This window comes from uncultured Allobosea sp. (genome assembly GCF_945956895.1).
Classification (GTDB): domain Bacteria; phylum Pseudomonadota; class Alphaproteobacteria; order Rhizobiales; family Beijerinckiaceae; genus Allobosea.
Window position 1 is genome coordinate 1 of the sequence record NZ_CAMFJF010000045.1, and the last position, 24,684, is coordinate 24,684.

The window sequence follows — 24,684 nt, forward strand, 5'->3', positions numbered from 1 at the left end:
CTTCATCATCGCGTGAAGCTCAACCCGCCCCGGACACAAAAGTTCAGACACTCCCCCGCTTCGGCGATTTCACGCTGGGTGCGGCCGCTCGTCTCAACCAGACGAACGGCCTCCGCCTCGAATTCCTTCCCCAGCCGGCGTTGCCGCTTGCCCATGAAATGCTCCTCCTTCCTTCAGAAGAGCTCTCCAGTTTGCTGGGACAAGTCCAGAGCCTCCGTTCCTGAGAAACGAAAATCGTCTCAAATCATCTGACGACGGACACTCTTCCGTGAATCGTGAGGGGCGCATCGTCCGTCTCCGTGAGGGACGGACTCTACTCAAATCTGAGGAAGATCAGGCTCAGATCACACGCCACCCACCTCTGCGCTTTCGCTGATCAGATAACGGTTCCCCGGAAGGGCCACTGCTGCGAGGCAGAGTTCTGCAATGGCGCCGGCTATTTCATCCTCGCGAGATTGCTCGCCGCCCGTATCCGGAGCGAGCGATCCAACAAGACCTTCCATGAAAGCGCCGACAAGGCAGGCGCCCGCTACTTCAACATCCAGCGCGCGGAATTCGCCGGCGGCTATGCCCTCGCGAATGATCGTCTCGAACACGCGCGCGATGGCCCGCCGATAATGAAGGCGCGTATTCTCGACCTCCGGATCGATGGGCTCAAAGATCAATCCGTATGCGAGACGCCTGCCCCGCATGGCGCGAGCAGCGAAGGTTCGAACCGCATCACGAACCTTCTGCGACGGAGCGCCTTCGGCGACGGCGATTCCAGAAAGGACGTCGACCTCTCGCTGAGACGTTGTGCTTACGATGGCCGCGCACAGCTCGGCACGGGAGGAAAAGTATCGATAGATCGTTCCGACAGCGACCCCTGCCGCCGCGGCCACCGCATTCATCTGCAGCTCGCGGAAGCCGCCATCCATGACCACGGAGCGTGCAGCCCGAAGAATCTGCGTCTTCTTGTCGAGGGAGCGGGTCTTCTTCGCGTTCATGAGAGGCATCCCCGACCACTCCACTGCTCTCGGGGCAGCGCGATTGGTGAATCTGAATTCATTTTCATCTTGATCAAGGCCACAGAGGCTGTCAATGTGCCATCCTTCGCGCCTCAGGTGGTGGGTGCGCAATAAAAATGAATACAAATTCATCTTCTGAGGGGGCGTCGTGAGAAATCGCCAAAGAATCGCACCCAATGCCGATGGCAACGCTGTCGCACGCAGCTGAGAAATTCAGCGGCAAAGCCGGCTGCCTTGGTTTTCAAGGCGGAGCTGCCCCAGGCGCTCCGCCGAGTTCGACGAAACGGAACAATCTGGAGAATTCGATGAGCAACGCTCTTGCCTCTGAAACGCTGGCGCAGCAGGCTGATCGCTACAGCACCCACAAGGTCCTCAATCAGGCCCAGCCCGCCACCGGCTTCAATGCATTCTCGGGCGACGTGGTCTTGCGCGATGCTATCGAGCGCGAAGCCCCCTGGGCTGCTGACCGCTGCAAGGCTCTCGGCGCCATCGCTGGCGATGAGCGCGTCCAGGAGCTGGCGCGTCTCGCGAACCGGCACCTTCCCGAGCTCAAGACACATGACCGCTTTGGCAATCGCATCGACTGGGTCGATTTCCATCCAAGCTGGCATGAACTGATGTCGATCGCGTGGAACCATGAGGTTCCAAACCTCGCCTGGCGGACGAACCACAAGAATGGTCACTTCGCTCGGGCGGTTCTTTCTTACGTCTGGAACCAGGTCGAGCAGGGCACCGGCTGCCCGACGGGCATGGCATATGCCTCATACGCAGGATTTGAGGCCGAGCCGGCCTTGGCGATCTGGGCCGAGAAGGTGAAGGGCACCGAGTACGAATTCAGCCGAAAGGAAGTCGGAGAAAAGCCTTCGGTGGTGATCGGCTATGCAATGACCGAAAAGCAAGGTGGGTCGGATCTGCGAGAGACGCAGACAACCGCCCGCTTCTCCCATTCGGCCGACTATCATGGAAAGACGGCGCACTGGTACGAGCTGACTGGCCACAAGTGGTTCTGCTCAGTCCCGCAGTCAGACGGCTTCTTCACCCTCGGCAAGGTCAATGGCGAGGTGACCTGCTTCTTCCTTCCGCGCACCCTTCCGGATGGCAGCTATAACCGCTTCTTCGTGCAGCGGCTGAAAGACAAGGCGGGAAACAAGTCCAACGCATCCAGCGAGGTGGAGTACGCCGGCACCTTGGCGATCCGCGTCGGCGAGGAAGGCAAGGGCCTCCGCGAGATCCTGTCGCATGCCCATCTGACGCGACTAGACTTTGCAGTGGGCTCCGCGGGATTGATGCGTCAGTCGCTGACCCTGGCGTTGCAGCATACGACCACTCGCAACGCGTTCGGCTCGACGATCGCCGATCGTCCGATGATGACGAACGTTCTTGCTGACATGGCTATTGAGGTCGAGGCTGCCACCTTGATGGCGCTGCGCGTCGCGCGTGCCACTGATGATCTCGACAGCAGCGAGCACGAACGCCTTCTGGCACGGGTCGCGACGCCGGCCGCCAAGTTTTTCAATTGTTCGCGGGCGCCCTCGATCGCCTACGAGGCGCTGCAGTGCCACGGCGGCAATGGCTTCATCGAAGAGAACCCGATGGCCCGCCTGTATCGAGAGGCACCATTGAACAGTGTCTGGGAAGGCACGGCCAATATGATGTGCATGGACGTGCGCCGGGCGATGATGAAAGACCCGCGGACCATCGACGCTCTGTTCGACGAAGTCAGGCCGCATGCCGGTCAGGACGCCCGCTTCGACGCCATGGTCCAGCATACCGAGACGCTCGTCCGCGAAGCGGTGAAGGACGAGTTCTTCGCACGGCCGATGACCGAGGCGGTCGCGCGCGTTCTGCAAGGCGCCGAATTGCTTCGTCACAGCGCTCAGGAAGTGGCCGATGTCTTCCTGAACACACGCACACCGGGCACACCAGGGGCCTGGGGCGCACACTACGGCACGCTCGCGATCAAGGTATCCCAGCCCGTTGCGAAGAAGATCATGGAGCGGGCCCGGATCTCGGATTGAGGTCAGGTCATCAGAGCCTCGATGCCAATTGAGCGGCCGCAGCCGACTTTGGATGCGGCCAATATTTTTTCCGAGGCTCGCCTTCAAGTATGGGGAGAGGAGCTGCAATTTCCATTGTCATAGACCTCAATCCGTCAATGACGAGGGTGCGCCTCTTTTCGGTTTGGCGGCATCGCCTACTGCGTCAAGCGCAGCATTCTTCAAGATCGGGGTCGAGCCTCCCGCCTTGCAGGAAGGCCTCGATGGCGGGCTCGAACGGCGCGGGATCGAGCCCGTTCGCTTCCAGCCAGGCATCGTCGTAATAGCTGTTGGCATAGCGGTCGCCGGAGTCGCAGATCAACGTTACCAGCGATCCCGCCTCGCCGGCGCTTGCCATGCGCGCCGCATGAAAGCACATCGCGGCGAAATTCGTGCCGGTCGAGCCGCCGACGCGCCGTCCGAGCCGGCGCGAGAGTACCCGCATCGCCGCCAACGAAACGGCGTCGGGCACGCGCAGCATGGTATCGATCACACCCGGCACGAAGGAGGGCTCCACCCGCGGCCTGCCGATGCCCTCGATGCGCGAGGGGCGATCGCAGCGACATCCGGGGTTGCGCGTGGAGAAGCTCTCGAAGAAGGCGGAACGCTCGACATCGGCCACGGAAAGCCGTGTCGCGTGGCGCTTGTAGCGGATGTATCGACCGATCGTGGCGGAGGTCCCGCCGGTCCCCGCACTCATCACGACCCAGGACGGAATCGGGTGACGCTCGTTCGCCAACTGCTGGAAGATCGACTCGGCGATATTGTTGTTGCCGCGCCAATCGGTCGCCCGCTCGGCATGGGTGAACTGATCCATGAAGTGGCCGGACAGGCGCGCCGCCAGTTCGGCGGATTCGGCATAGATCCGCTCGCCATCGTCGATGAAATGGCACAGGCCGCCATAGTGCTCGATCGCGGCGATCTTTTCGGGTGAGGTGGAGCGCGGCATGACGGCGAAGAAGGGGACGCCGATCATGCGGGCGAAATAGGCCTCCGACACCGCAGTCGAGCCGGACGAGGCCTCGACGACCGCTGTGCCTTCCCGGATGAAGCCGTTGCAGAGCGCGTAGAGGAACAGCGAGCGCGCCAGCCGATGCTTCAGGCTGCCGGTCGGATGCGTGGATTCATCCTTCAGGTACAGGTCGATCCCGGTCAGCGCCGGCGCGTCCAGCTTCCATAGATGCGTGTCGGCGGAGCGGCGCTGGTCCGCCTCGATCGCAGCGATCGCGCGATCGACCCAGTCCCGGGCAGTCGTTACCTCGCCCTTGCCCAATCTGCATTCCATTCGAGCGCTCCACGCGGTCTCTGGCCGATCCTGCTCGGCCTCTGGTGGCAATTCTTCGCTTGCGTAAACCACGGGCACCAGCAAGAGCGGGACCGGCAGCGTCTAGAATCCGCTTGGTCGCGGCCCCGCCCCGGAACCCTGGCGCAGCGCCCTGATAGTCTCGGTGTTCGGACAATACCGCCCATGGCGCATGGGGCGGCTCGGGCCCAGGCTCGAAAGGCGGATGCCGGGGCAATCTCCTCAGGCTGCTGTCGCGGCCACATTGTCCAGCATCTCGGGCCTGCGCTGCGTGGCTGGCCGGGAGTGATTGTGGGGCAGGCGCGCGATCGCCGACACCGCGCTGTCGGCCGCTCGGCTCGCAATGCACAGCCAAACAGAGTTCTGTCCGGACAGTGCCGGAGCCGCCTGTGAGCGAATGTGGCCGCAACGGGCGGCCACTTCATTGCGATCATATTTTTTCGAGCGCGGCGGCAATCCTGTCCTTCAGCGCGAGGCGCTGACGGCGCAGCGTCGCTTCGGCTTCTTCGGAAATGGCGTCGAGACGGGCCTCGGCCCGATGAATTCGGTCATTGACCTCATCATATTCCGTCAGAATATGCGCAAATTCCGGACTCTTCGCCTTGAGGGCATGAATAGCGTCCATCTGTTCCGGGAACTCATGGCCAAGGGTATGCGGGGTATTGGACAAGGTTCTGCTCTCCTTTGTGCGGCAGCGGCCCGGCGTCAGGGTTTTTCGACGCGCGCGACCTGATAGGTGTGAAACTCGTGTCCCCGCCCGACCGAGACATATTCACCGAGGCGGAAACATTCCTCGCCCAGGCGGAAACCAATCTCGTCGTCCCGGTCACCCTCCTCGTAATCGAAATACCATTGACCGCCGGGCTTGCGCCGCAACCGACCGATCCTGGCCGTCTCGCCCTTCTGGAAATACCGGACGCGACAGGATTCCCAGGATTTCTTCCATTCGTGAGGATCGAGGAAGCCTTCCCGGTCGAGCGGCAACAGAAGATCGTAGCCTTCCTCACGGTCTCCGTCCGGATGCCCCTGGTCGCGCGCGCGAAGCAGCCGCACATGGCGGAAGGTTGGGGCGAGTTCCCTGGTTTCGACCAAGATCCATGTCCTCCATTTCAGTCCTCTACAGAACCCGGAGGGGTTTCGGCGGGTTTTGCGAGAGATCTGTGTCCCTCTTACGCTATTCGTGCTGCGTCTTTCTTGATCTGTCGCAACCCGGGGGCACGGCAGACGTCTGTGAATGCCTCTATTCACAGGCGGAACTCCTGATCCTGCCGTGGCACGACACCCGGCCGGCCCAGTTCGCGCTCGATCCGGACGCGGAGCGCCTCGGAGGTTTCCGGTTCCCCGTGGACAATGAACACACGCCGCGGCGCGCGGTTGAATCCCGAAAGCCAACGCATCAGTTCGTTGCTGTCAGCGTGGGCCGACGGCATGTCCAACTGTGCAGCCTCCGCCTTGATCGGCACCCAATCCCCGTGGATCTTGAGATCCTTCGCGCCCTGTTGCAGCGCGCCCGCGTGTTCCGGGAGCCTGGAAACCTGAAAGCAGGATCGTGGATCTCGGATCGGGGCCGAACGTTTTGAGATAGTGCAGCACGCGCCCCCCGTTGCCATGCCGGACGCGGCGATGACGATCTTCGGATACCGGCTCGCCGTGATCGCCTTCGAGGCTTCGACATCGTTGGTGTATTCGGCGATGCCGAAGGCTTCACGGCATGTCGCATGATCGAGTTTATGATCATGCGGATGGCGGCGCATCATGTCGGTGGCGTCGGCGGCCATCGGACTGTCGAGGAAAATGGATATGGAAGCGAGGCGCCCGGCCCGCTTCAGTGTCCAGAAATAGTAGAGAAGCTGCTGCGCCCGGCCGACGGCAAAGGCCGGTGTCACGAGCGTGCCGCCGCGTTTCACGGTGCATTCCGCGGTTGTGCCGAGCACCTCAGCCGGATCCTCGCCCGGATGGACCCGCTCGCCATAGGTCGACACGACCACGATAAAGCCGGCCTCTCCGCCCGATACGGGATCTGGAAACAGCGCATCACCGTAGCGCCCGATATCGCCCGAAAACGCCAGGTTGCGGCCGTCCCAGTGGATTTCGGCGTGCGCGGCTCCCAGAATATGACCGGCATGGCGGTCTCAGCCTACAATTTCGGCCGACACCTGAAGACCCTCAAAGGCCTCACGCCCTATGAGTTCATCTGCAAACGCTGGACTTCAGAGCCAGAACGATTCACGCTCGACCCTATCCATCAAATGCCGGGACTGAACATCTGGGTCTGTCATGGCGCGGTTGACGATGTCGCTTGCGAACGAAGCCCGCTTGGCGCTGGATCCGGCAGATCGAGTTGGCGATGAGGGTGGGCGTCTTCATCGCCGGAACGGATTCTGTCCGACAGGAGGCGCAAGCCGTTCAGGACGACCAGCACGGTGCCCCCCTCGTGTCCGATCACCGCGAGCGGAAGCGGCAGGTCGAAGAACAGGCCGCCGGTGACCAGGATCAGCATGGCGCCGATCGCCACGATGAGGTTCTGCCGGATGATCGCGGCCGTCCGCCTCGCCAGACGGTGCGCATCGGCCAATTTCTTCATGTCTTCCGATAAAAGAGCGACATCGGCAGCCTGAAGCGCGACGTCGGACCCGGCAGCTCCCATCGCGATGCCGACATCAGCGCGCGCCAATGCCGCAGCATCGTTCACGCCATCGCCAACGAAAGCGACCTTGCCATCGCGCGCGAGCTCACCGACCTCACGAACCTTGTCCTGCGGCAACATCTCAGCATGAACCTCTTCTGGAGCAAGGCCAAGCTCTGCACCGATGCGCAAGGCCACGGGCTTGCGGTCGCCCGTCATCATGACGATGCGGCTCACGCCGCCGGCGCGAAGCGCGGCCAGCGCCGGAGCGGAACTGGCTCTCGCTTCATCCGCCACGCTGACGGCGCCCAGAACAGTCGCACCGCGCCCGAGATAGATCACGGTCTGGGAACTGTCAGCGAGTTCACGGAATGCGGGATCATCGACGGAAGCGCCCATCTCCGCGACGAGGTGGGCGTTCCCTGCCCATATCGGGCCCAATACGTCGTGGCCGATGATGCCGGCGCTCGGGCGAGAGCTGACGTCCACGACCTTCGCCGGCTCGATGCCGTTGGCAACGGCCTCCCGGCGGATGGCCGCCGCAACATGATGCTCCGAATGAGCTTCGAGACCGGCCAGAAGGGAGAGGAAGCGGTGCTCCTCGCCGTTCAGGGCAATGACGCACGTCACCGCCGCTCGACCATTGGTCAAAGTTCCGGTCTTGTCGAAGGCAAAGGTATCGATAGCAGCGAGCGTTTCCAGCGCGCCTCCCCCTTTGAACAGCACGCCGCCTCGCGCGGCGGCGGAGAGGGCCGACAGGATCGCGGCGGGAACCGATATAACGATCGCGCAGGGGCTGGCCGCGACCAGGAGTGTCGCGGCCCTGTAGAGGGCCTGTTCCCAGTCCCGCCCAAGCCAATAGAAGGCTGCGAAGGCGCAACCAGCCCCCAGCAGGACGCCAACGGTATAACGCTGGCCGAACCAGGCGCTGAAACGCTCGGATGGCGCCTTCGCCTCCTGAGCCTCGGTCACGAGTTGGATCATGCGTGCGATCGTGCTGTCGCCGACCGTCCTGGTGACGGTCACGTCCAAAACCCCTTCGAGATTGACCGTGGCCTCGAAGACCTGTTGTCCGGGTTCCTTGGAGACCGGCATGGACTCGCCTGTGATATTGGCCTCGTCGATGCCGCCGCGGCCATGCAGGATCACGCCGTCGGCTGGCACGCGGGCGCCCGGGCGCAGCACCACCACATCGCCGACGACAAGCTCGGAAGCGGGAACCTCTGTGACCGTGCCGTCCTCGCTTTTGCGGAAAGCCGTTTCCGGGCGCAGCGCCATCAGGGCCTCGACGGCTCGGCGCGCACGTCCGAGAGCCTGGTGTTCGAGTGTGGTCGAAACGCTGAAGAGCGTTAGAAGCACGGCGCCCTCGAATGGTGCTCCAACGGCAGCAGCCGCCACGGCCGCGACCACCATCAGCAGGTCGATGTCGAGGGTGTGCTCGCGCCATAGTGCCGACAGGGCGCTCCAGCCGGCCGGAAGGCCGCCGGCGGCATAAACCAGGGCCAGCCCGGGCCACCGGAGCGCAGCAAGTCCCTCAGCCGGCGGCCAGGTCCCAATGACCGCCAGCATCATCCCCAGGACTGCCAGGCCGGACATGACGGTCTCGAAATCAAACGACACGCGTTTCATCGTCACGCCGCCCGGCCGATGAGGGAGCCGATCATCGCGGTCGAGGCCATCGCGACGGCGCCCCAGAACACCACCCGGAGGGTAGGCTTCCAGATGCTGGCGCCGCCTGCCCGGGCACCGACCGCGCCAAGCACCGCAAGGCCGATGAGGCAGGCAATGGATACGGTCCTTGCCGCCGTTCCAGCGGGAGCGAGCAAGGCAACGATCAAGCTCGACGTCGAAATCAGCCCGTCATTGGCGCCGAGAACAGCTGCCCGAAGCCAGCCTATACGCTCGATGAGATGGTTTTCCTTGTGAAGGGCGCGCATGGGCACAGCTTTCGAACAGGCGTTGCAGGAACACCCTTGCTTCGCCGACGAAGACGTCGGTTCCGGAAAGGTCCGTCCGCCGTCCGACGAGCATGGCGCACGTCAATCTATAGTTTTGAGCAATTCTAAACTAAGCAATCGTCAGCGGCTTTGCGCTGTGTCAAGGACTTGGTGGCCTTCTCCGGGAATTCCCCCGCTGTCGCAGCCTATCCGGCCGAGACAATTGAGGAAGTTTGCATCTCGACGTCGAAGCTTGTCTTCGAGCCTTTGCCACAGATCGGATCAGTCCAGCCGGCCGATCCGGAGCCGCGTCTCGAAGCCGTCTTCACGTCCCTCCCGCGGGGAGATCAGCTCGAGGCCGCTGCCGGTGCCGGTGGCGATCGCCTTCGCGATGGCCAGCCCGAGCCCGGCGCCTTTCGCCTGCGCGCGGCCGCGCTCGAACGGGTTGAGCAGGCGGGCGAGCAGATCTTGCGGCACGGCCGGCCCCGCATTGGTGACGCGCAGCAGGCCGTCCATCGACAGCGTCACGCGGACCGGCTCGGTCTGCGAGCCGTGCTTCAGCGCATTCTCGATCAGGTTCCGCGCCAGGATCGCGAAGGCATCGGGATCGATGCGGGAGAGCACTGGGGCATCGGGCAGGGCCAGCTCGATCGGCCCGGCTGCGCCGGCGTTGGCGGTCAGTTCATCCACGATCAACCGGAGTAGGGCGCCGATATCGACCGGCTCGGCGCCATGCAGACTGCCGCCTTCCGCCCTGGCCAGCTGCATCAGCTTTTCCGAGAGAGCCGAGAGCCGCCGCAATGCGGATTCAATGTCGCGAGCACGGTTGCGTGCGGCCGCGTCGGTCGTTTCAATGATCAGTCTCTGCGTCTGCGCGAGCGCGGCGGCCACCGGCGTGCGTAGCTCATGCGCGGAGTTGGCGGTAAAGCTGCGCTCGGCTTCCAGAGTGCGCCTGAGCCGTTCCAGCAGCTGGTTCACCGCCCGGGCGACCGGTCGGATTTCCGAGGGAAGGTCGTCGGCGGCGACGGCGGTCAGATCGCCGGCGCCGCGAAGTTCGATCGCGGAGCGGAAGCGCCGCAGGCTCATCGTCGACAGGCGTATGACGGCCCACACGCCGATCAGGCTGATCGGAACGATCAGGGCGAGCGGGCGGGCCAGTCCGACGAGCACTTCCCACGCCACGGCGCGACGGCGGACCTGCGGCTCGGCGACCGTGATCGTGATCGTGCCCTGCAGCGCAGCATCCGAGTAGAGGCGGTGGGTTGGCGTATCGGAGAAGCCCATGCCGCTGAATGGCGGAAAGATCGCCGGGTCGGCTCTATGCGAGCGCAGCAGCACCTGCCCTTCGGCGTTTCGCACCACATAGGTGAAGTGCTCGTCATGCTCGCGCATCGTCGCGACGCTCTGGCTGGCGTCGTCGTCGCTGTCGCGCCCGATGATGTCGCGCACTGCCAGAGGCAGCAGGCGCTGCCCGGTTTCCGCAAGCTCGCTGTCGAAGACCTCATCCATCTGATGGCGCAGATTCTGGGCCGTCACCGCGGCGGCCACTGCCCAGACCAGCGCGATGCCCAGGCCCAGCCAGAGCGACAGGCGCCATTGTAGGCTCTTCGGCGCGATCATCGTGCGCTTCCCAGCCGATAGCCGATGCCTCGTGCCGTGTGGACGACATCGGGGCCGAGCTTCTTGCGCAGGCGGCTGACATGGACCTCGATCGTGTTGCTTTCGACTTCGGCGCCGAAGGCATAGAGCCGGTCTTCCAGCTGGGTCTTGGACATCACCTGGCCGGGGCGCTGGACGAAGGCCTCGAAAAGCGCCCATTCACGTGCGGTCAGGGCGATGAGCCGCCCGCTTTTCATGACCGTCCGCGCCGCCAGGTCGATCTGCAGGCCGCCGATCTCGACGAGCGGATTGGGATTGCCGCTGTAGCGGCGGGCAACCGCGTTGAGCCTTGCGGACAGTTCCGCAAGGTCGAACGGCTTGGTCATGTAATCGTCCGCTCCCGCATTGAGCCCTTCGATGCGGTCGGATATCTGGTCCAGCGCTGTCAGGACGATGGCCGGCGTGACGCAGCCCTTGCGGCGCAGGTCGCGCAGAAACGCGATCCCCCGGCCGTCGGGGAGCATCAGATCCAGCAGGACCAGATCATAGGCTGCGCTGTCGAGATGCTCGGCGGCTTGGTCGAGGCGGCCGACCCAGTCCACCGAATGGTTGTCGCCGACGATATGGTCGCGCACCGCGGCTCCGAGGATCGTGTCGTCCTCGATCAGAAGAACTCTCATGAAGGCGCAATCCCATCTGTCCGAGACCTGTTGCCTGCGGAACCTGTCAGCTTCCTGAAGGGCCGTGCCCTTCACGCTTCAGCTACGCGTCAGGAAAGATTGCCATCATTCCGGCATGTGAACGCTGATCAGGGACAAATGCCATGGTAAAGCCGTTCGTCGCGGGCCTGCTGCTCCTTGCCATCGCAGGATCAGGAGTTGCGATGGCCGATGACGATTGCGACGTCCCCCTGGGGAGGTGGCAGCCCCGCGAGGCCGTGCAGGCGATGGCGCAGGCACGGGGCTGGCAGGTGGACCGTCTCAGAATCGACGACGGTTGCTACCAGATCAGGGGCACTGACGAGACCGGACAACCGTTCAAGGCCAAGATCGATCCCGCGACTCTGGAGATCGTCAAGATCAAGCGCAGGATCCGCAGCGACGGCGGCCACCGTCATGAACGGCGCTCCTCCGCCGCCACCGGCTCGGTCGATCCATCCGGCCCGGCGTCTCCAAAATCCCCGTTCGAACGCGGCGAGCCACCGAAAGCCACGGTGAAATAAGCGGGCCGGGCCTCCCTGTCCCGCGACGCTGCATCCTTCTGTCCAACGCTGGAGAAATGGCCATGTCCGTCGCAACCGCGCGCTACTCGAGAACTCTCGTCGTCATTCACTGGGTAACGGCCCTCGCCGTGCTTGGCGCATGGTTGACGGCAGAAGGTGGCCGTGAGGTGGTCAGGAATCCGCCCCTGCTGCATTTCTGGCTGGGCCTTGCGGTCCTGGTTCTGGTCGTTCCCCGGCTGATCCTGCGGCTGGTGGAACCTGCGCCCGATGGCGGCCCGCAGCATGGCTGGCTCGCCATCGGTGCCCGGATCGGGCACGCGCTGCTCTATCTGCTGCTGATCGCCTTGCCGATCACCGGCTGGTACGCCGCCTCGCGCATGGGCGTGTCCGTCTCCTTCCTCGGCCTGCACCTGCCCTCGATCGCGGCGCCTGTGCAGGGACGTCCCGGCGTGATCGCCGAACTTCACGAGAATGGCGGCACCTTCATCCTCATCCTTGCCGGCCTGCACGCCCTGATGGCGATCTGGCACCAGTTCGTCATGCGCGACAGGACGCTGCGGCGGATGAGCCTGCGCTGAGAAGGCAGGCGTCCCGTTGCCTTCGTCTCTCCGGCCCCTCCCGCCTCGGTCCAGGCGGGGAGGGCGGGAGCGACGCGATTTTCCATCCATTCCGATGTTGGGGCGGCCGGGCGCGAAGCGATCGCGGCGTTTCCTGACAGCTGGCTGAAGCTGAAACCGCCACCGCGTCAGGAGGCTGTCAGCGTGTCGTCCCAGGGTGATCTTGCCGGGCGGCGGGGCGGTGCCTTCGCCGGTGCGGTTCGATGCTGGCCGGCAGAAGCATGCGGTTCCCGCCGCCGGTGCAAAAGGAGGTTCAGCCACCATGAATAAGATCATGCCGGCCATCGCGTTGACCGCGGCATTCATGCTGCCCTGTCTTGCCCAGGCGCGACCGCTCAAGCTCACCACGACGCTGACCAATTATGGCGGCGACGGTGCCTATCTCGCGATCTATCTCACGAATGCTCAGGGGGCCTATGCCGGCAGCCTGTGGATGGCCGGCCGCAAGTCGAAGTATTACACGCATCTGTCGGGCTGGCATCGTGCGACAGGGGGCAACTCCACCGAGATCAACGGCATCACGGGCGCCAGCGTCGGCGCGGGCCGCACGCTCGAGATTTCGCTCGATCTCGCCGATGCGCTCTTCGATGCCGGCTATACCCTGCATGTCGATGCTGCCGTGGAGGACATGCGCGACAGTCCGGACGAGGTCTCCGTCCCGCTGACGACCGCGGGCGCGAAAACGCCGGTTCGGGGCCGGCGCTACGTCTCGAGCCTGGCTTATTCGTTCTGAGCGGTGGCCGGCATGATCCGCGTTGTCCATCGCTGGCCGGGTCTTGTGGCCGGCCTTCTGCTGCTGGTGCTCAGCCTGAGCGGTGCGCTTCTCTCGATATTCCCGGTCGTCGAACGCCTCTCCTCGGTCCAGTCGGACGCGCTTTCGATCGCGGAGCTGGCCGAGCGCATCCAGGCGGTTCATCCGGAGGTCGAGCAGATCAGGCGGAAGCCTTCGGGCCGGATTACCGCCTACTGGTCCGAGAACGGCGTGCCGCGGGCTGCGGTCAAGGACCCCGCGACAGGGCGGGAGATCGCCTCTGCCGATTCGAATCCGTTCGAGCGCTGGTTGACCAGGCTGCACCGCTCGCTCCTTTTCGGTGACGGAGGCCGCATGGCGATGGCGGCCGCTGCCGCTGCCATGCTGGTGCTGGCCGTTTCCGGCGCCGTGCTCGTCGCGCGGCGTGCAGGAGGCTGGCGGCGCTGGTTCTCGCCGTTGCGCGGGCCGTTTGCGGCGCGCCTGCATGTCGAGCTCGCGCGCATCGCTGTCGCCGGCCTGCTCTTGTCTTCCGCTACGGCCTTGTGGATGACGGCCTCGACCTTCGACCTCCTGCCCGACGGGCCGCCATCGCCCGTGACCGAGGTCGAGAGAAGCGGCCGGACGGGGATGCCCGTCGCAGGCATGGATATCCTCAAGCGCACCCCGGTTTCCGAGCTGCGCAGCCTGTCCTTTCCCGATCCGGCCGATGCGACCGATGTCTTCACGCTCAAGATGGATCGCGGCACCGGCTATCTCGACCAGGGAACCGGTGCGCTGCTGGCCTGGAGCGATCCGAGCGCATGGCAGTGCGTCTCGGAAACCATCTACATGCTGCACACCGGGCGGGGCGCCGCTGCCCTGGGGCTGGTCCTTGGCTTCATGGCGCTCAGCGTACCCGCGATGGCCGGAACGGGCTTCGTCCTGTGGTTCGCAGGCTGGTGTGCTCGTCCGCGCATCCGCGGCAATGCTGCCGCCGGGCGCGCTGAGACGATCCTGCTCGTCGGGTCCGAGGGCGGCAGCACATGGGGGTTCGCCACGACGCTGCATGCGGCGCTCTCGGCCGCCGGGCAGGCCGTTCACGCCGCGCCGATGTCATCCTTCGAGCCGGCCCGTTATCGGCAGGCGCGGCGCATCCTGATCCTGAGCGCGACCTATGGCGACGGCGCTGCTCCTGCTTCGGCGCGCGGCTTTCTCGACCGGCTGAAATCCCTGCCTGCGCCCCCTTCGGTCGCGTTTGCGGTTCTCGGCTTCGGCGATCGCAGCTTTCCTGGATATTGCGCTTTTGCGCAGGCCGTTGCCGATGTGGCGGAGGCGCGGGGCTGGCGCATGCTGGTTCCGTTCATGACGGTGAACCGCCAGTCGCCGCAGGATTTTGCCCGCTGGGGCCGGTCGCTGGGCACCGTCATGGGGGTGGAGCTGGAGCTCGTTCACCAGCCGGTCCGGCCGGCTGCCTTCCTCCTGACGCTGGTTTCACGCCGCGACTATGGCGCCGAGGTGCAGGCGCCAACCGCCATCCTGCGCTTTGTCCCGCCGAAGTCGCCATTCTGGCTGCGGCTCACCGGTCGCTGCTTCGGGCGTTTCGTGGCCGGGGATCTCCTCGGCGTCCTGCCGGAAGGCTCTGCCGTTGCCCGCTTCTACTCGCTGGCATCCGGGTGCCGGGACGGTTTCATCGAGATCGTCGTCAGAAAGCACCCCGCCGGCCTGTGCTCTGGCCAGCTCTTCGAACTGCAGCCGGGCGATACGATCAACGCCTTCTTGCGGCAGAACCCCGGCTTTCATGCCGGCCGTGACGCGGCGCCCCTCATCCTCGTCGGGGCCGGCACGGGCATCGGGCCGCTGGCAGGTTTCATCAGGGCCAATGCCCGACGCCGCCCCATCCGCCTGTTCTTCGGCATGCGGCATCCCGACAGCGATTTCCTTTATGGCGCGGAGCTGGAGGGCTGGCGGCGGAACGGGCAGCTGCAGCGGTTGGCGACGGCTTGGTCGCGTACGCGGCAGCCCAGCTATGTGCAGGATGCGCTGCGCGGGGAAGGCGCCGAGATCGCCCGCATGGTTCGCGAAGGCGCGCGGGTCATGGTGTGCGGCGGGCGCGAAATGGCAGCCGGTGTCTCCGCGGCGCTTGCCGACATACTCGCCCCCACCGGGCTGACGCTGGCGCTGCTTCGCGCGGAGGGACGTTATGTCGAGGATGTCTTCTGATCCGGACCGCCAGGCGTTAAACGGCCCCACCATGGGCACGCGCTGGTCCGCGTTGTTCTACACGACCGGAGCCTTCGCCCCGGCACCGGTTCGCAGCGCGCTTCAGGCGGCGGTGGACGAGGTGGACGAGCAGATGTCCGGCTGGAAGCCGGACAGCGATCTGATGCGCCTCAATGCCGCGCCGGTGGGGCGATGGGTCGGAGTCCCAGACCGGCTGATGACGGTGCTGCGGATTGCGCTCGAAATCGGCCGCTGCTCGGCTGGTGCCTTCGACATCGGCATGGGCGACGCGGTGAGCGCCTGGGGGTTCGGCCCGTCCGTGGCCGACCGGGCCCTCATCCGCAAGGCGCTCCAAACCCCGCGACAGGCCGCATACGAGGTGCTGGAGCTGAATGTGGAGGGCGGCGAGGCGCGCAAAAACGCTCCCATCGTCCTCGACCTCAATGGCATCGCAAAGGGCTATGGCGTCGACCGGCTGGCGGCGACGCTGCGCGATTTCGGCATCACCAGCGGGCTGGTCGGCATCGACGGCGAGATGCGGGCCCTTGGCCTGCGCCCTGATGGCGAGCCGTGGACGATCGCCATCGAAAAACCCGACCCCGCCTCCCGTATGCCGCATTCGATGCTGGTTCTGCAGGACGCTGCGGTGGCCACTTCAGGCGACTATCGACACTGGGTGGACGTCGGAGATCGCCGCCTGTCGCATACGATGGACCCGCGCCGTGGCGCGCCCCTGACGACGACGCCGGCCTCGGTCACCGTGGTGGCGCGGACCTGTGCCGAAGCCGACGCCTGGGCGACTGCGCTGATGGTCCTTGGTTCAGGGGAAGGGGCGAAGCTTGCGCGGCGGTTCGGGCTCGACGCGTTGTTCCTCATCCGCGAGGGCGAAACCATCCGGCCCCAGGCGGTCGGTGCCCTGTTCGCGGCTGGCCCGCTCAACCAGGTCGCACGGTGATCGTCGCGAAACGGCGTGGCTGCCGCGATTGCGCGACGCAGCCGCTTCCCCGGGGCACCCGCTGCAGGCGGCTGGGCTCGGTCGATGTCGCGATACGCACTTGCATCTCATCAATATACATTATACATAATCGTATAATGATTGCACCGAGAGGATGCTCACGATGACCGCCGTGAAGATCGACGACCGGCTGACGGTCGCCAGCCAGCCGAGCCAGGAGACGCTTTCCGCGCTTGCGGCTGGCGGATTCGCCACCATCATCAACAACCGGCCCGACGGCGAGGAGCCGGGGCAGCCGAGTAGCGCTGCCGAGAAGGCGGCCCTTGAGCGGGCCAACCTTGGCTATCGCTTCATCCCCGTGACGGCGGCGGCGATTACAGAAGCCGATATCCGCTCCTTCCAGGAGGCGGTGTCCGGGGCGAAGGGGCCGGTCTACGCGCATTGCCGCAGCGGCACGCGTTCACTGACGCTGCATGTGCTGGGTGAGGTGCTGGCGGGGCGGATGAAGCCGGGCGAGGTCGAGGCTTTCGGTCGCGCACATGGCTTCGATCTGTCGGGCGCGGTGCAGTGGCTTGCCCGCAATGCAGCCCGGGCGCCGCAGGTGAAGGGCTTCCACGAGCCGCGTTCCGGCAGCATCCAGTATGTCGTCACCGATCCGAAGACGCGGCGCTGCGCGATCATCGACCCGGTCTACGAGTTCGACGAGAAATCCGGGGCGACCGCCACGCATCAGGCCGACGCGATCCTCGCCTATGTGGCGAGCGAGGGGCTCACCGTCGAATGGATCCTCGATACCCATCCTCACGCCGATCACTTCTCGGCCGCTCATTATCTCAAGCAGAAGACAGGCGCCCCGACAGGCATCGGCGCCCGTGTCACGGATGTCCAGAAGCTCTGGCAGGGCCTCTACAACTGGCCGGAACTGGCGACCGACGGCTCGCAATGGGACCGGCTCTTCGCGCAGGGCGACAGCTTCACGCTGGGCGAGCTCACGGGGCGCGTGATGTTCTCGCCGGGCCACACCCTTGCCTCCGTGACCTATGTGATCGGCGACGCGGCCTTCGTGCACGACACGGTCTTCATGCCGGATTCCGGTACGGCGCGGGCGGATTTCCCGGGCGGCAGCGCCAGGGCCCTGTGGGCGTCGATCCAGGCGATCCTGGCCCTGCCGGATGATACGCGCCTGTTCACCGGGCACGATTACGAGCCCGGCGGGCGCGCCGCCCGATGGGAAAGCACGGTGGGCGAGCAGAAGCGCGCGAACCCGCATCTGGCCGGCATGACGGAGGAGCGCTTCATCGCGCTGCGGGAGGCGCGCGACCGCACCCTGCCGATGCCGAAGCTGATCCTGCATGCGCTGCAGGTCAACATCCGCGGCGGTCGGCTGCCGGAGCTCGAAGCCGACGGCCGGCGCTATCTCAAGTTCCCGCTCGATGCGCTTCCGGGGGCCACATGGTGATGGCTTCCGCAATGACCCGCGCGATGTCGCCGGCGGAGATGGAGGCGCGCGCGGGCGAGGTCGCCGGTCTGCTCAAGACATTGTCGCACCCGGCGCGTCTGCGGCTCGCCTGCACCCTTGCCGAGGGCGAATACGCCGTCGGCGAGCTCGAGGAGCGGCTGGGCATCCGTCAGCCGACGCTGTCGCAGCAGCTTGGCGCACTGCGCGAAGCCGGGGTCGTCACGACGCGCCGCGAGGCCAAGCAGGTCTTCTACCGCCTGAGCGAAGAGAAGGCCGCGCGCCTGATCGAAGCCCTCTACGCCATCTTCTGCGAACCGGAGCAACTGCCATGAGTGCTTATTGGCCTTCCCTGACCGGCGGCATGCTGCTCGGACTTTCCGCTGTCGCGTTGCTGCTGCTCGACGGACGGATCGCCGGCATCAGCGGCATCGTCGGCCGCTTGCTCGGCGGCGGGCAGATCCCGCTGAATGCGGCTTTCGTCATCGGGCTCATCAGCGGCCCGCCGCTCTACAGGTTGGCCTTCGGGAGCTTCCCGTCCGTGACCATCGCTGCCTCCTGGCCCCTGGTCCTCGCGGCCGGGCTCGCCGTCGGCATCGGCACGCGCATGGGCTCGGGCTGCACCTCGGGGCACGGCATCCTGGGCCTCGCCCGCTTTTCGAAACGTTCGTTCGCCGCGACCGCGACCTTCCTCCTCGCGGGAGTCGCCATGGCGACGCTGATGGAGTTCCTGCGGTGAAGCCTCTCGCGGCCCTGCGTCTCGTCGTTGCGCTCCTCGCTGGCGCGCTCTTCGGCTTCGGCCTGTCGCTCTCCGGAATGCTCGATCCGGCGCGCGTGCTCGGCTTCCTCAATCTCGCCAGCGGGCATTGGGACCCGAGCCTGGCCTTCGTGCTCGGCGGCGCGGTGCTGGTGGCGGTGCCCGGCGTCATGCTGCAACGCCGGCTGCGGCACCCTCTGTTCGACGACAGCTTCCATCTGCCGGAGAAGACGGAGATCGACCGGCGGCTGGTAGCCGGCTCCGCATTGTTCGGGGCCGGATGGGGGCTCGCCGGCTTCTGCCCCGGCCCGGCGGTCTCGGCCCTGTCGATGGGGCTCGTCCCGGTCTTGCTGTTCGTCGCGGCGATGGCGGCAGGGATGATGCTGCATGACCGGGTGATCGCGGGGATGCTGCCGCGATGACGCCGGCCCTCGTTCCCGCGCTCGCCTCCGGCGGCCTCGTCGGCTTCAGCCTCGGCCTGGTTGGCGGCGGCGGCTCGATCCTGGCCACGCCGCTGCTCCTCTACGTCGTCGGGGTCGCCAGCCCGCATGTCGCGATCGGAACCAGCGCGCTGGCCGTCTCGATCAATGCCTATGCCAACTTGCTCGCCCATGCCCGGAAGGGCCATGTGCGCTGGCTCTGCGCGGCCGTCTTCGCGGTGGTGGGTACGCTTGGCGCCCTGCTCGGCTCCAGCCTCGGCCTCGTCGTCGACGGGACGCGCCTTCTCCTGCTCTTCGGCGCGCTGATGGTCGTCGTCGGGCTGCTGATGCTGCGGCCGCGCGGCGTCGGGCGGGGAGAGGAGCGGCCGGTCGACCGGCGCACATGCGCACTGACCGCCGCAGCGGCGCTGGCGACGGGCATGGCTTCCGGCTTTTTCGGCATCGGCGGCGGCTTCCTCATCGTGCCGGCGCTCGTCTTCGCCACCGGCATGCCGATGATCAACGCCATCGGCTCGTCTTTGCTCGCGGTGGGAACCTTCGGGCTGGCGACGGCCCTGAACTATGCCCGCAGCGGCCTCGTCGACTGGGTCATCGCCGGGCAGTTCATCTCCGGCGGCGTCGTGGGCGGCATTCTCGGCATGCTGCTGGCGACGCGTCTCTCGGCTGGCAAGGCCACGCTGAACCGCATCTTCGCCGCGCTCATCCTGACGGTCGCGACCTATGTGATCTTCAAGAACCTGCCGGCGACGACCGCCTTCGGCTGAGCGCGGAGGCTGGCTTTTGACAGGACGACGCCGGCAGGGGCCGGCTGAAGCCAACGGTCGCCATGCGACGTGTATACTCGCTACGGAGCCTGAACGACATGGATGCGCCATCCAACCAGCCGGGTATCGTCGGCGGTCTGAACGCGACAAGGCGGAAGCAGACAGGCATCTTCGGCCGGCGTGCCCTTGCGGGCGTCGCGGTCGTCAGTGTGCTTTTGGGCGCCGGCGTCGTCTACAGTAATCGTCCGGTCGAAGTTGAAGCACTCATGCCCGAGCGTGATGTTCCGGTCCGTGTATTCGGACTGGGCACGGTCGAGGCCCGCGTGATGTCCAAAGTCGGCTTCGAGGCTGGAGCTGCGCTAGTGGAACTCCATGCGGATCACGGCGACCATGTCCGCAAGGGGCAGGTCCTGGCCCGGCTCAGCCTCGGCGAGCAGGAGGCCAAGACGGCAAAGGCCCGCGCCGCGCTCCAGATCGCCGAAGTCAACATCGAGCGGGCGGAGGCGAATCTGGAGAAGGCGCGCGCCATTCTCGCGCAAAGGCAGGTTGCCAACCGGCGCAGGCAGGAGCTCGCCGGACGTAGCGTTGTGTCGGAGCAGTCAGCCGAAGAGTCCGCCCGGGACGAGGCCGTTGCCAAGGCGGACGTCACCGTTACCGAAAGCGAGGTCGCGAGCAGCAGGGCGCAGTTGGCCGATGCTCGGGCGCAAGTCCAGTTCGAAGAAACGTTGCTGGGACACCGGACATTGACGGCTCCCTACGACGCGATCGTCATTGAACGGCACAAAGAACTGGGCACGGTCGTCAAGGCCGGCGATCCGATCTTCACGCTGATCGCAAACGACAGCTACTGGGGCCTCGCCTATGTCGACGAAGCGCGTGCCGGCTTCATAGCGGAAGGCCAGCGGGTGCAGGCCCGCTTGCGTTCCCGCCCGCAGGACGTATTCACCGGCAAGGTGGCCCGCATCGGGCTTGAAAGCGATCGCAGCACGGAGGAGCGACGCGTCTTCATCAGGGGCGACAACCCGCCCGCCCGCGTTTTCCTGGGAGAGCAGGTCGAGTTCCTGATCACGGCTGCCACCCTCGCCGAGGCGCTCCTGATTCCAGAGGCAGCCGTCCATGGCTACAACGGCCACGAAGGCACGGTCTGGACGGTCGAGGATGGCCGGCTGAACCGCCGGCTCGTCAGGTTCCGGCATCGCACGGAAGATTCCCGCCTCGAGATCGTCGGCGGAGTGCCAGAGCACGCGCGCGTGGTAATGCGCGTTGCGCCAGGCTTGCAGGTCGGGCGTATGGCGCGGTTCAGCGAGGGCAAGCGGCCGTGAACCTCGCCTATCGCGACATAAGGCACGGCTTCGGGCGCTTCATCCTGACCTGCATCGGCCTTGGACTTCTGCTCGGTGTCGTGCTGGCCATGATCGGCATCTATCGCGGGCTTGTCGTCGATGCGTTGACCATCGCTCGCGCCCCCGCCGTCGATTTGTGGATAGTCGAGGCCAACACGCGCGGCCCCTTCGCCGAAGCCTCGCGCATTCCCGGCGACGTCCGCGAGGCCGCCGCGCGCCTCGCCGGCGTGGAGTCGGCTGGCGGCATCACCTATCAGACGGTCGAAACCGAGCATATGGGCGCCAAGCTCAGGCTCTATGTCATCGGCTACGAGCCGACGCGGCCGGGAGGGCCGCCGGAGATTCTTGCCGGGCGGGGGATCGCCCGCAGCCATGACGAGATGGTGGCCGATCAAAGCACCGGCCTCGCGCTCGGCGATCGCCTCCGCGTCGGCCGGAACACGTTTTCTGTGGTGGGAATGACGCGCCACCAGGTCAGCTCCGGCGGCGATCCGGCCGTATACATCACCTTGGCGGATGCTCAGAAGCTGCAGTTCGACCTTGCTCCGCCGGCGGTGCGCATCCAGCAGGCGCGCGGTGCCGTCGGAGGCAGCCGCGACACCGTGAACGCTGTCGTCGCGCGGCTGCAGCCCAATGCTTCTCCCGAAGCGGTAGCAGAAGCCGTCCGCCGCTGGAAGCACCAGGCCGCGATCACCCAGGAGGCTCAGGAACAGATCCTGATCAGCTCCTTGGTCGACCGCGCCAGGCGTCAGATCGGGCTCTTCACGTCGCTCCTGCTCGTCGTATCCGCCGTGATCATCGCCCTGATCATCTACACGATGACCATCGAGAAGACGAAGCAGATCGCCACTCTGAAGCTCATCGGCGCCCCGGACCGAACCATCATCGGCATGATCGTTCAGCAGGCGCTGGCGCTCGGGCTCATCGGGTTTTCCATCGGCGCCACGCTGATCGCGAGCATCAGCGGCTACTTTCCGCGCCGCGTGGTTCTCGAGGCCGACAATATACTCGCGCTGGGCCTCGTCGTGGTCGTCGTGTGCCTGATGGCGAGCGGGCTCGGGGTTCGTGCGGCGCTTCGGGTGGATCCCGCAACGGCATTGGGAAGCTGAGAGATGGCAGGCGCGATGGCAGATCATCCGCTCGTGCGCTGCGAGCGCATCTCCAAGCATTTCGGCGAGGGCGAGACGCGCGTGGACGCACTTCGCAATGTGAGCCTGGACGTCTATCCGCGCCAGCTCGTCGCGTTGCTCGGCCCCTCCGGCTCCGGGAAGACGACGCTCCTCAACATCATCGGCTGCATTCTCGATGCGTCCTCGGGCTCGATGGCATTCGACGGCGAGACGGTGCTGAGCGAGGGGCGATGGTTGAAGTCCAATCTCAGGCAGCTCAGGCTCTACAATATCGGCTTCATCTTCCAGTTCCACAATCTCATCCCGTTTCTCGACGCGACCGACAATGTGGCTCTCGTGCTGCAACTGGCCGAGGAGGAAGCGGGCGCGGCCCGGGCCCGAGCGGTCGAACTGCTCGACTATCTAGAGGTTGGGCATCGCCGGAACGCGATGCCCGCCAAGCTGTCGGGCGGCGAGGCGCAGCGCGTTGCCATCGCGCGCGCTCTGGCCAATCGGCCACGCATCATTCTCGCCGACGAGCCGACGGCCGCACTCGATTCGAAACGCGCCGGGATCGTTATGGACCTGCTCCGCAAGGTCGCGGTCGAACAGGATGCTGCGGTCATCGTCGTCACGCACGACGAGAAGATATTCGACTGGTTCGACCGGAAATTCACCCTACGCGATGGTCGCCTTGCATAGATGCTACGGACACATGCTTCATCGTGATGATCGACCGAATCTCCGCAAACGCCTTGTTTGCGAGGCGTTGTAAGCAGCGGGGCAAGACATGCCGGCAGTGCGGACTCGCTTCTCAGGTCTTGCCGGCGCAGAAATGCCCGTAAAGCACGGTCATGATCTCCGTCACGACCGGGTGGCTGATGGAATAATACAGGGTCCGATGATCGCGGCGGAATTCGACGATGCCCTCGATCTTCAGTTTGGAGAGGTGCTGAGACATCGAGGTTTGGGGCACGCCGGTCGCTGATATCAACTCCGTAACGCTCCTTTCACCCCGAGATAGTGCGCAGAGAATCAGAAGTCGGCTCGGATTGGCCAACCCCTTGAGGAAGTCGGCTACGGCTTCGGCCTTCTCAGGCATGATCTGCATCAAATCCATTGCGACGCCCACTTCACATTTTATGTTCTCCTTATATTATAAAAACATGAAATGTTAAGCGAGCCAGCTAGGAGCGGGTTGTGAACAAGGATTATCGCGCCATCACCAGGGATATCTCGGCCTACACCAGCGAGATCCGGAAGCTGCAACCTGATGCCATGCAGGCCTTCTATGCTCTGTCGAAGGCAGCTGGTGCCGACGGTGCCCTCGACAAGAAGACCAAGGAGTTGGTGGCTCTCGCGATCGGCATTACGCAGCGTTGTGACGGCTGCATCGGATTCCACAGCAAGGCATTGGTTGGCCTTGGCGCGACGAGGCAGGAAATCGCCGAGATCGCTGCGATGTCGGTCTATATGGGCGGCGGCCCGGCGCTGATGTACGCCGCCGACGCCTTGCGGGCCTTCGATCAGTTCAACGAGCCGGTAGCAGGGTAGTCAAGCGGCTAAAGGGGGTCTTCGGCTCCGCCATCCCCTGCTTATGTCAGATTGGGGGAGAGAGATCGTCGTCTCTCGCGTTGTCAGGACGAAACTCTGCCACAAAAGGGCAACCGAACTCGAAGCGGCCGCAGGCCAGGGGAGAATGCATCATGACCAGGAATGTCGGAGGGATCGATCGCCTGTTGCGAATCGTCGTTGGGCTCGTCCTGCTATCGCTGATCTTTGTCGTCGAAGGTGCAGCGCGCTGGTGGGGATTGCTCGGGCTCGTCCCGCTGTTGACCGGTCTTTTCCAAACCTGCCCGCTTTATTCGGTGTTCGGCCTCAACACCTGTCCGCTCCGGAACATCAGCAAGTGAGCGGCAGTCGGCAATAGCCGCTGGTAGCGGGCTGGTGGCCGCGTTTGCTGATGCCTGCGGCTGCTTTGGTGGTAAGCGTCAGCTTATGGGTTGTTGGAGCCTGTTTGGCAATTCAGGGATGGGCGTTTCTTCGCAAGAGGTTTGCGCCCATCGCGACAAGGATCATGGCCTTTGAGACGTCGATGCGTCGCTCGTCGTCGCGCACGAGGCGGCGCCAGCGGATCATCCATCCGAAGGTGCGCTCGACGCCCCAGCGCCGGGGCAGGACCTCGAAGCCCCTGGCGCCGTCGCGGCGGCGGATGATCTCGACGACGAAGTCGAGCCAGGCGGCCTTGTCCGTCAGCTTGAGGCGATCATGGGTGGCGTCAGATTGACCATCAGCAGACGTCCGTCGGTGTCGACCGCGATATGGCGCTTGCGTCCGACAATTCTCTCGTTCGCGTCGTAACCCCTTGCCGCAGCGTGCGGAGCCTTGACCGACTGGCTGTCGACCACCGCCGCCGTCGGGCTCGCCTCGCGTCCGGCCCGCTCGCGATCCAGCATCAGTTCGATGTCGTGGATCGTCTGGAACAGGAAGCGCCGCGCCAGTTCCCGGAGGGACTGTCCGGGATTTTGTGTCCGGGGCCATAGTGACGCCGATGGAGGGCGCT

General features: G+C 65.2%; 27 protein-coding genes and 3 pseudogenes. 18 read left to right on the forward strand and 12 right to left on the reverse strand.

The window, feature by feature from the left end; all coding sequences use genetic code 11:
• Positions 1–224 (forward strand): hypothetical protein (locus Q0Q02_RS18175; protein ID WP_293811501.1); only part of this gene is annotated, 224 nt, incomplete at its 5' end.
• 120 nt (positions 225–344) lie between these two features.
• Here the strand turns inward: Q0Q02_RS18175 and Q0Q02_RS18180 are convergent.
• Complete coding sequence (locus Q0Q02_RS18180; protein ID WP_293811455.1) at positions 345–986, reverse strand: TetR family transcriptional regulator; 642 nt, start codon at positions 984–986, stop codon at positions 345–347.
• A gap of 326 nt (positions 987–1,312) precedes the next feature.
• On the opposite strand from Q0Q02_RS18180, the gene Q0Q02_RS18185 reads away from it, so the two are divergent.
• Positions 1,313–3,025: an acyl-CoA dehydrogenase family protein gene (locus tag Q0Q02_RS18185; protein WP_293811457.1), complete on the forward strand. Its 1,713-nt coding sequence runs from the start codon at positions 1,313–1,315 to the stop codon at positions 3,023–3,025.
• Positions 3,026–3,209: 184 nt separating this feature from the next.
• On the opposite strand, the gene Q0Q02_RS18190 is transcribed toward Q0Q02_RS18185, so the two are convergent.
• From Q0Q02_RS18190 to Q0Q02_RS18205, 5 genes and pseudogenes are all read right to left on the reverse strand, one after another.
• Entirely contained in the window at positions 3,210–4,328 is a 1,119-nt protein-coding gene (locus Q0Q02_RS18190; RefSeq protein ID WP_293811459.1) for a PLP-dependent cysteine synthase family protein, read from the reverse strand.
• A 448-nt stretch (positions 4,329–4,776) separates the two neighbouring features.
• A complete protein-coding gene (locus Q0Q02_RS18195; RefSeq protein ID WP_293811461.1) occupies positions 4,777–5,016 on the reverse strand; it encodes a YdcH family protein in 240 nt (79 codons plus the stop codon).
• Between the two features lie 35 nt (positions 5,017–5,051).
• Positions 5,052–5,438: a hypothetical protein gene (locus Q0Q02_RS18200; protein WP_293811463.1), complete on the reverse strand. Its 387-nt coding sequence runs from the start codon at positions 5,436–5,438 to the stop codon at positions 5,052–5,054.
• 152 nt (positions 5,439–5,590) lie between these two features.
• Positions 5,591–5,809 (reverse strand): MBL fold metallo-hydrolase RNA specificity domain-containing protein, encoded by a 219-nt coding sequence (locus Q0Q02_RS23835; protein WP_367275042.1) that lies wholly within the window; start codon positions 5,807–5,809, stop codon positions 5,591–5,593.
• A pseudogene (locus Q0Q02_RS18205) lies at positions 5,757–6,334 on the reverse strand (hypothetical protein). Before Q0Q02_RS18205 ends, Q0Q02_RS23835 begins: the two are co-directional and overlap by 53 nt.
• 141 nt (positions 6,335–6,475) lie before the next feature.
• Here Q0Q02_RS18205 and Q0Q02_RS18210 point away from each other — a divergent pair.
• Positions 6,476–6,697 (forward strand): annotated as a pseudogene (locus Q0Q02_RS18210) (hypothetical protein); the annotation flags it as partial.
• Here the strand turns inward: Q0Q02_RS18210 and Q0Q02_RS18215 are convergent.
• The 4 genes from Q0Q02_RS18215 to Q0Q02_RS18230 form a co-directional block, all read right to left on the reverse strand.
• A complete protein-coding gene (locus Q0Q02_RS18215; protein WP_293811466.1) occupies positions 6,622–8,601 on the reverse strand; it encodes a cation-translocating P-type ATPase in 1,980 nt (659 codons plus the stop codon). The pseudogene Q0Q02_RS18210 and the gene Q0Q02_RS18215 overlap by 76 nt on opposite strands.
• A gap of 2 nt (positions 8,602–8,603) precedes the next feature.
• The gene (locus tag Q0Q02_RS18220; protein ID WP_293811468.1) at positions 8,604–8,909 is read right to left on the reverse strand and encodes a VIT1/CCC1 transporter family protein; all 306 of its coding nucleotides are present in this window, start codon (positions 8,907–8,909) and stop codon (positions 8,604–8,606) included.
• 282 nt (positions 8,910–9,191) lie between these two features.
• On the reverse strand, positions 9,192–10,529 hold the full coding sequence (locus Q0Q02_RS18225) for an ATP-binding protein (protein ID WP_293811470.1): 1,338 nt from the start codon (positions 10,527–10,529) through the stop codon (positions 9,192–9,194).
• The gene (locus tag Q0Q02_RS18230) at positions 10,526–11,188 is read right to left on the reverse strand and encodes a response regulator transcription factor (protein WP_293811472.1); all 663 of its coding nucleotides are present in this window, start codon (positions 11,186–11,188) and stop codon (positions 10,526–10,528) included. The genes Q0Q02_RS18225 and Q0Q02_RS18230 overlap by 4 nt, the downstream gene beginning before the upstream one ends.
• A 143-nt stretch (positions 11,189–11,331) precedes the next feature.
• On the opposite strand from Q0Q02_RS18230, the gene Q0Q02_RS18235 reads away from it, so the two are divergent.
• The 13 genes from Q0Q02_RS18235 to Q0Q02_RS18295 all read left to right on the forward strand — a co-directional run bounded on the left by Q0Q02_RS18235 (position 11,332) and on the right by Q0Q02_RS18295 (position 22,823).
• Positions 11,332–11,730 carry a PepSY domain-containing protein gene (locus Q0Q02_RS18235; protein WP_293811474.1) on the forward strand — a complete coding sequence of 133 codons (399 nt, stop codon included), beginning with the start codon at positions 11,332–11,334 and terminating at the stop codon, positions 11,728–11,730.
• Between the two features lie 62 nt (positions 11,731–11,792).
• Entirely contained in the window at positions 11,793–12,308 is a 516-nt protein-coding gene (locus Q0Q02_RS18240) for a cytochrome b/b6 domain-containing protein (RefSeq protein ID WP_293811476.1), read from the forward strand.
• A 301-nt stretch (positions 12,309–12,609) separates the two neighbouring features.
• A complete protein-coding gene (locus tag Q0Q02_RS18245; protein WP_293811478.1) occupies positions 12,610–13,080 on the forward strand; it encodes a DUF2271 domain-containing protein in 471 nt (156 codons plus the stop codon).
• A 12-nt stretch (positions 13,081–13,092) separates the two neighbouring features.
• The gene (locus Q0Q02_RS18250; RefSeq protein WP_293811479.1) at positions 13,093–15,297 is read left to right on the forward strand and encodes a PepSY domain-containing protein; all 2,205 of its coding nucleotides are present in this window, start codon (positions 13,093–13,095) and stop codon (positions 15,295–15,297) included.
• Positions 15,278–16,252, forward strand: a complete 975-nt coding sequence (locus tag Q0Q02_RS18255) for an FAD:protein FMN transferase (protein ID WP_293811481.1) — start codon at positions 15,278–15,280, stop codon at positions 16,250–16,252. The genes Q0Q02_RS18250 and Q0Q02_RS18255 overlap by 20 nt, the downstream gene beginning before the upstream one ends.
• Before the next feature lie 163 nt (positions 16,253–16,415).
• Complete coding sequence (gene blh, locus Q0Q02_RS18260) at positions 16,416–17,711, forward strand: bifunctional sulfur transferase/dioxygenase Blh (protein ID WP_293811482.1); 1,296 nt, start codon at positions 16,416–16,418, stop codon at positions 17,709–17,711.
• Complete coding sequence (gene bigR, locus Q0Q02_RS18265; protein ID WP_293811499.1) at positions 17,711–18,043, forward strand: sulfite-sensing transcriptional repressor BigR; 333 nt, start codon at positions 17,711–17,713, stop codon at positions 18,041–18,043. Before blh ends, bigR begins: the two co-directional genes overlap by 1 nt.
• On the forward strand, positions 18,040–18,447 hold the full coding sequence (locus Q0Q02_RS18270) for a YeeE/YedE family protein (protein ID WP_293811484.1): 408 nt from the start codon (positions 18,040–18,042) through the stop codon (positions 18,445–18,447). Before bigR ends, Q0Q02_RS18270 begins: the two co-directional genes overlap by 4 nt.
• On the forward strand, positions 18,444–18,887 hold the full coding sequence (locus tag Q0Q02_RS18275; RefSeq protein WP_293811485.1) for a YeeE/YedE family protein: 444 nt from the start codon (positions 18,444–18,446) through the stop codon (positions 18,885–18,887). Before Q0Q02_RS18270 ends, Q0Q02_RS18275 begins: the two co-directional genes overlap by 4 nt.
• Positions 18,884–19,669, forward strand: a complete 786-nt coding sequence (locus tag Q0Q02_RS18280) for a sulfite exporter TauE/SafE family protein (RefSeq protein ID WP_293811487.1) — start codon at positions 18,884–18,886, stop codon at positions 19,667–19,669. Before Q0Q02_RS18275 ends, Q0Q02_RS18280 begins: the two co-directional genes overlap by 4 nt.
• Before the next feature lie 98 nt (positions 19,670–19,767).
• The gene (locus Q0Q02_RS18285) at positions 19,768–20,991 is read left to right on the forward strand and encodes an efflux RND transporter periplasmic adaptor subunit (protein ID WP_293811488.1); all 1,224 of its coding nucleotides are present in this window, start codon (positions 19,768–19,770) and stop codon (positions 20,989–20,991) included.
• Entirely contained in the window at positions 20,988–22,121 is a 1,134-nt protein-coding gene (locus tag Q0Q02_RS18290) for an ABC transporter permease (RefSeq protein WP_293811490.1), read from the forward strand. The genes Q0Q02_RS18285 and Q0Q02_RS18290 overlap by 4 nt, the downstream gene beginning before the upstream one ends.
• Before the next feature lie 15 nt (positions 22,122–22,136).
• Positions 22,137–22,823, forward strand: a complete 687-nt coding sequence (locus Q0Q02_RS18295; RefSeq protein ID WP_293811492.1) for an ABC transporter ATP-binding protein — start codon at positions 22,137–22,139, stop codon at positions 22,821–22,823.
• A 112-nt stretch (positions 22,824–22,935) separates the two neighbouring features.
• On the opposite strand, the gene Q0Q02_RS18300 is transcribed toward Q0Q02_RS18295, so the two are convergent.
• Positions 22,936–23,253 (reverse strand): helix-turn-helix transcriptional regulator, encoded by a 318-nt coding sequence (locus Q0Q02_RS18300; protein WP_293811494.1) that lies wholly within the window; start codon positions 23,251–23,253, stop codon positions 22,936–22,938.
• A gap of 68 nt (positions 23,254–23,321) precedes the next feature.
• Between Q0Q02_RS18300 and Q0Q02_RS18305 the strand changes: the two genes are divergently transcribed.
• Positions 23,322–23,675 carry a carboxymuconolactone decarboxylase family protein gene (locus Q0Q02_RS18305; RefSeq protein WP_293811496.1) on the forward strand — a complete coding sequence of 118 codons (354 nt, stop codon included), beginning with the start codon at positions 23,322–23,324 and terminating at the stop codon, positions 23,673–23,675.
• Positions 23,676–23,827: 152 nt separating this feature from the next.
• On the forward strand, positions 23,828–24,034 hold the full coding sequence (locus Q0Q02_RS18310) for a DUF2892 domain-containing protein (RefSeq protein ID WP_293811498.1): 207 nt from the start codon (positions 23,828–23,830) through the stop codon (positions 24,032–24,034).
• A gap of 112 nt (positions 24,035–24,146) precedes the next feature.
• Here the strand turns inward: Q0Q02_RS18310 and Q0Q02_RS18315 are convergent.
• Positions 24,147–24,684: pseudogene (locus Q0Q02_RS18315) on the reverse strand (transposase); the annotation flags it as partial.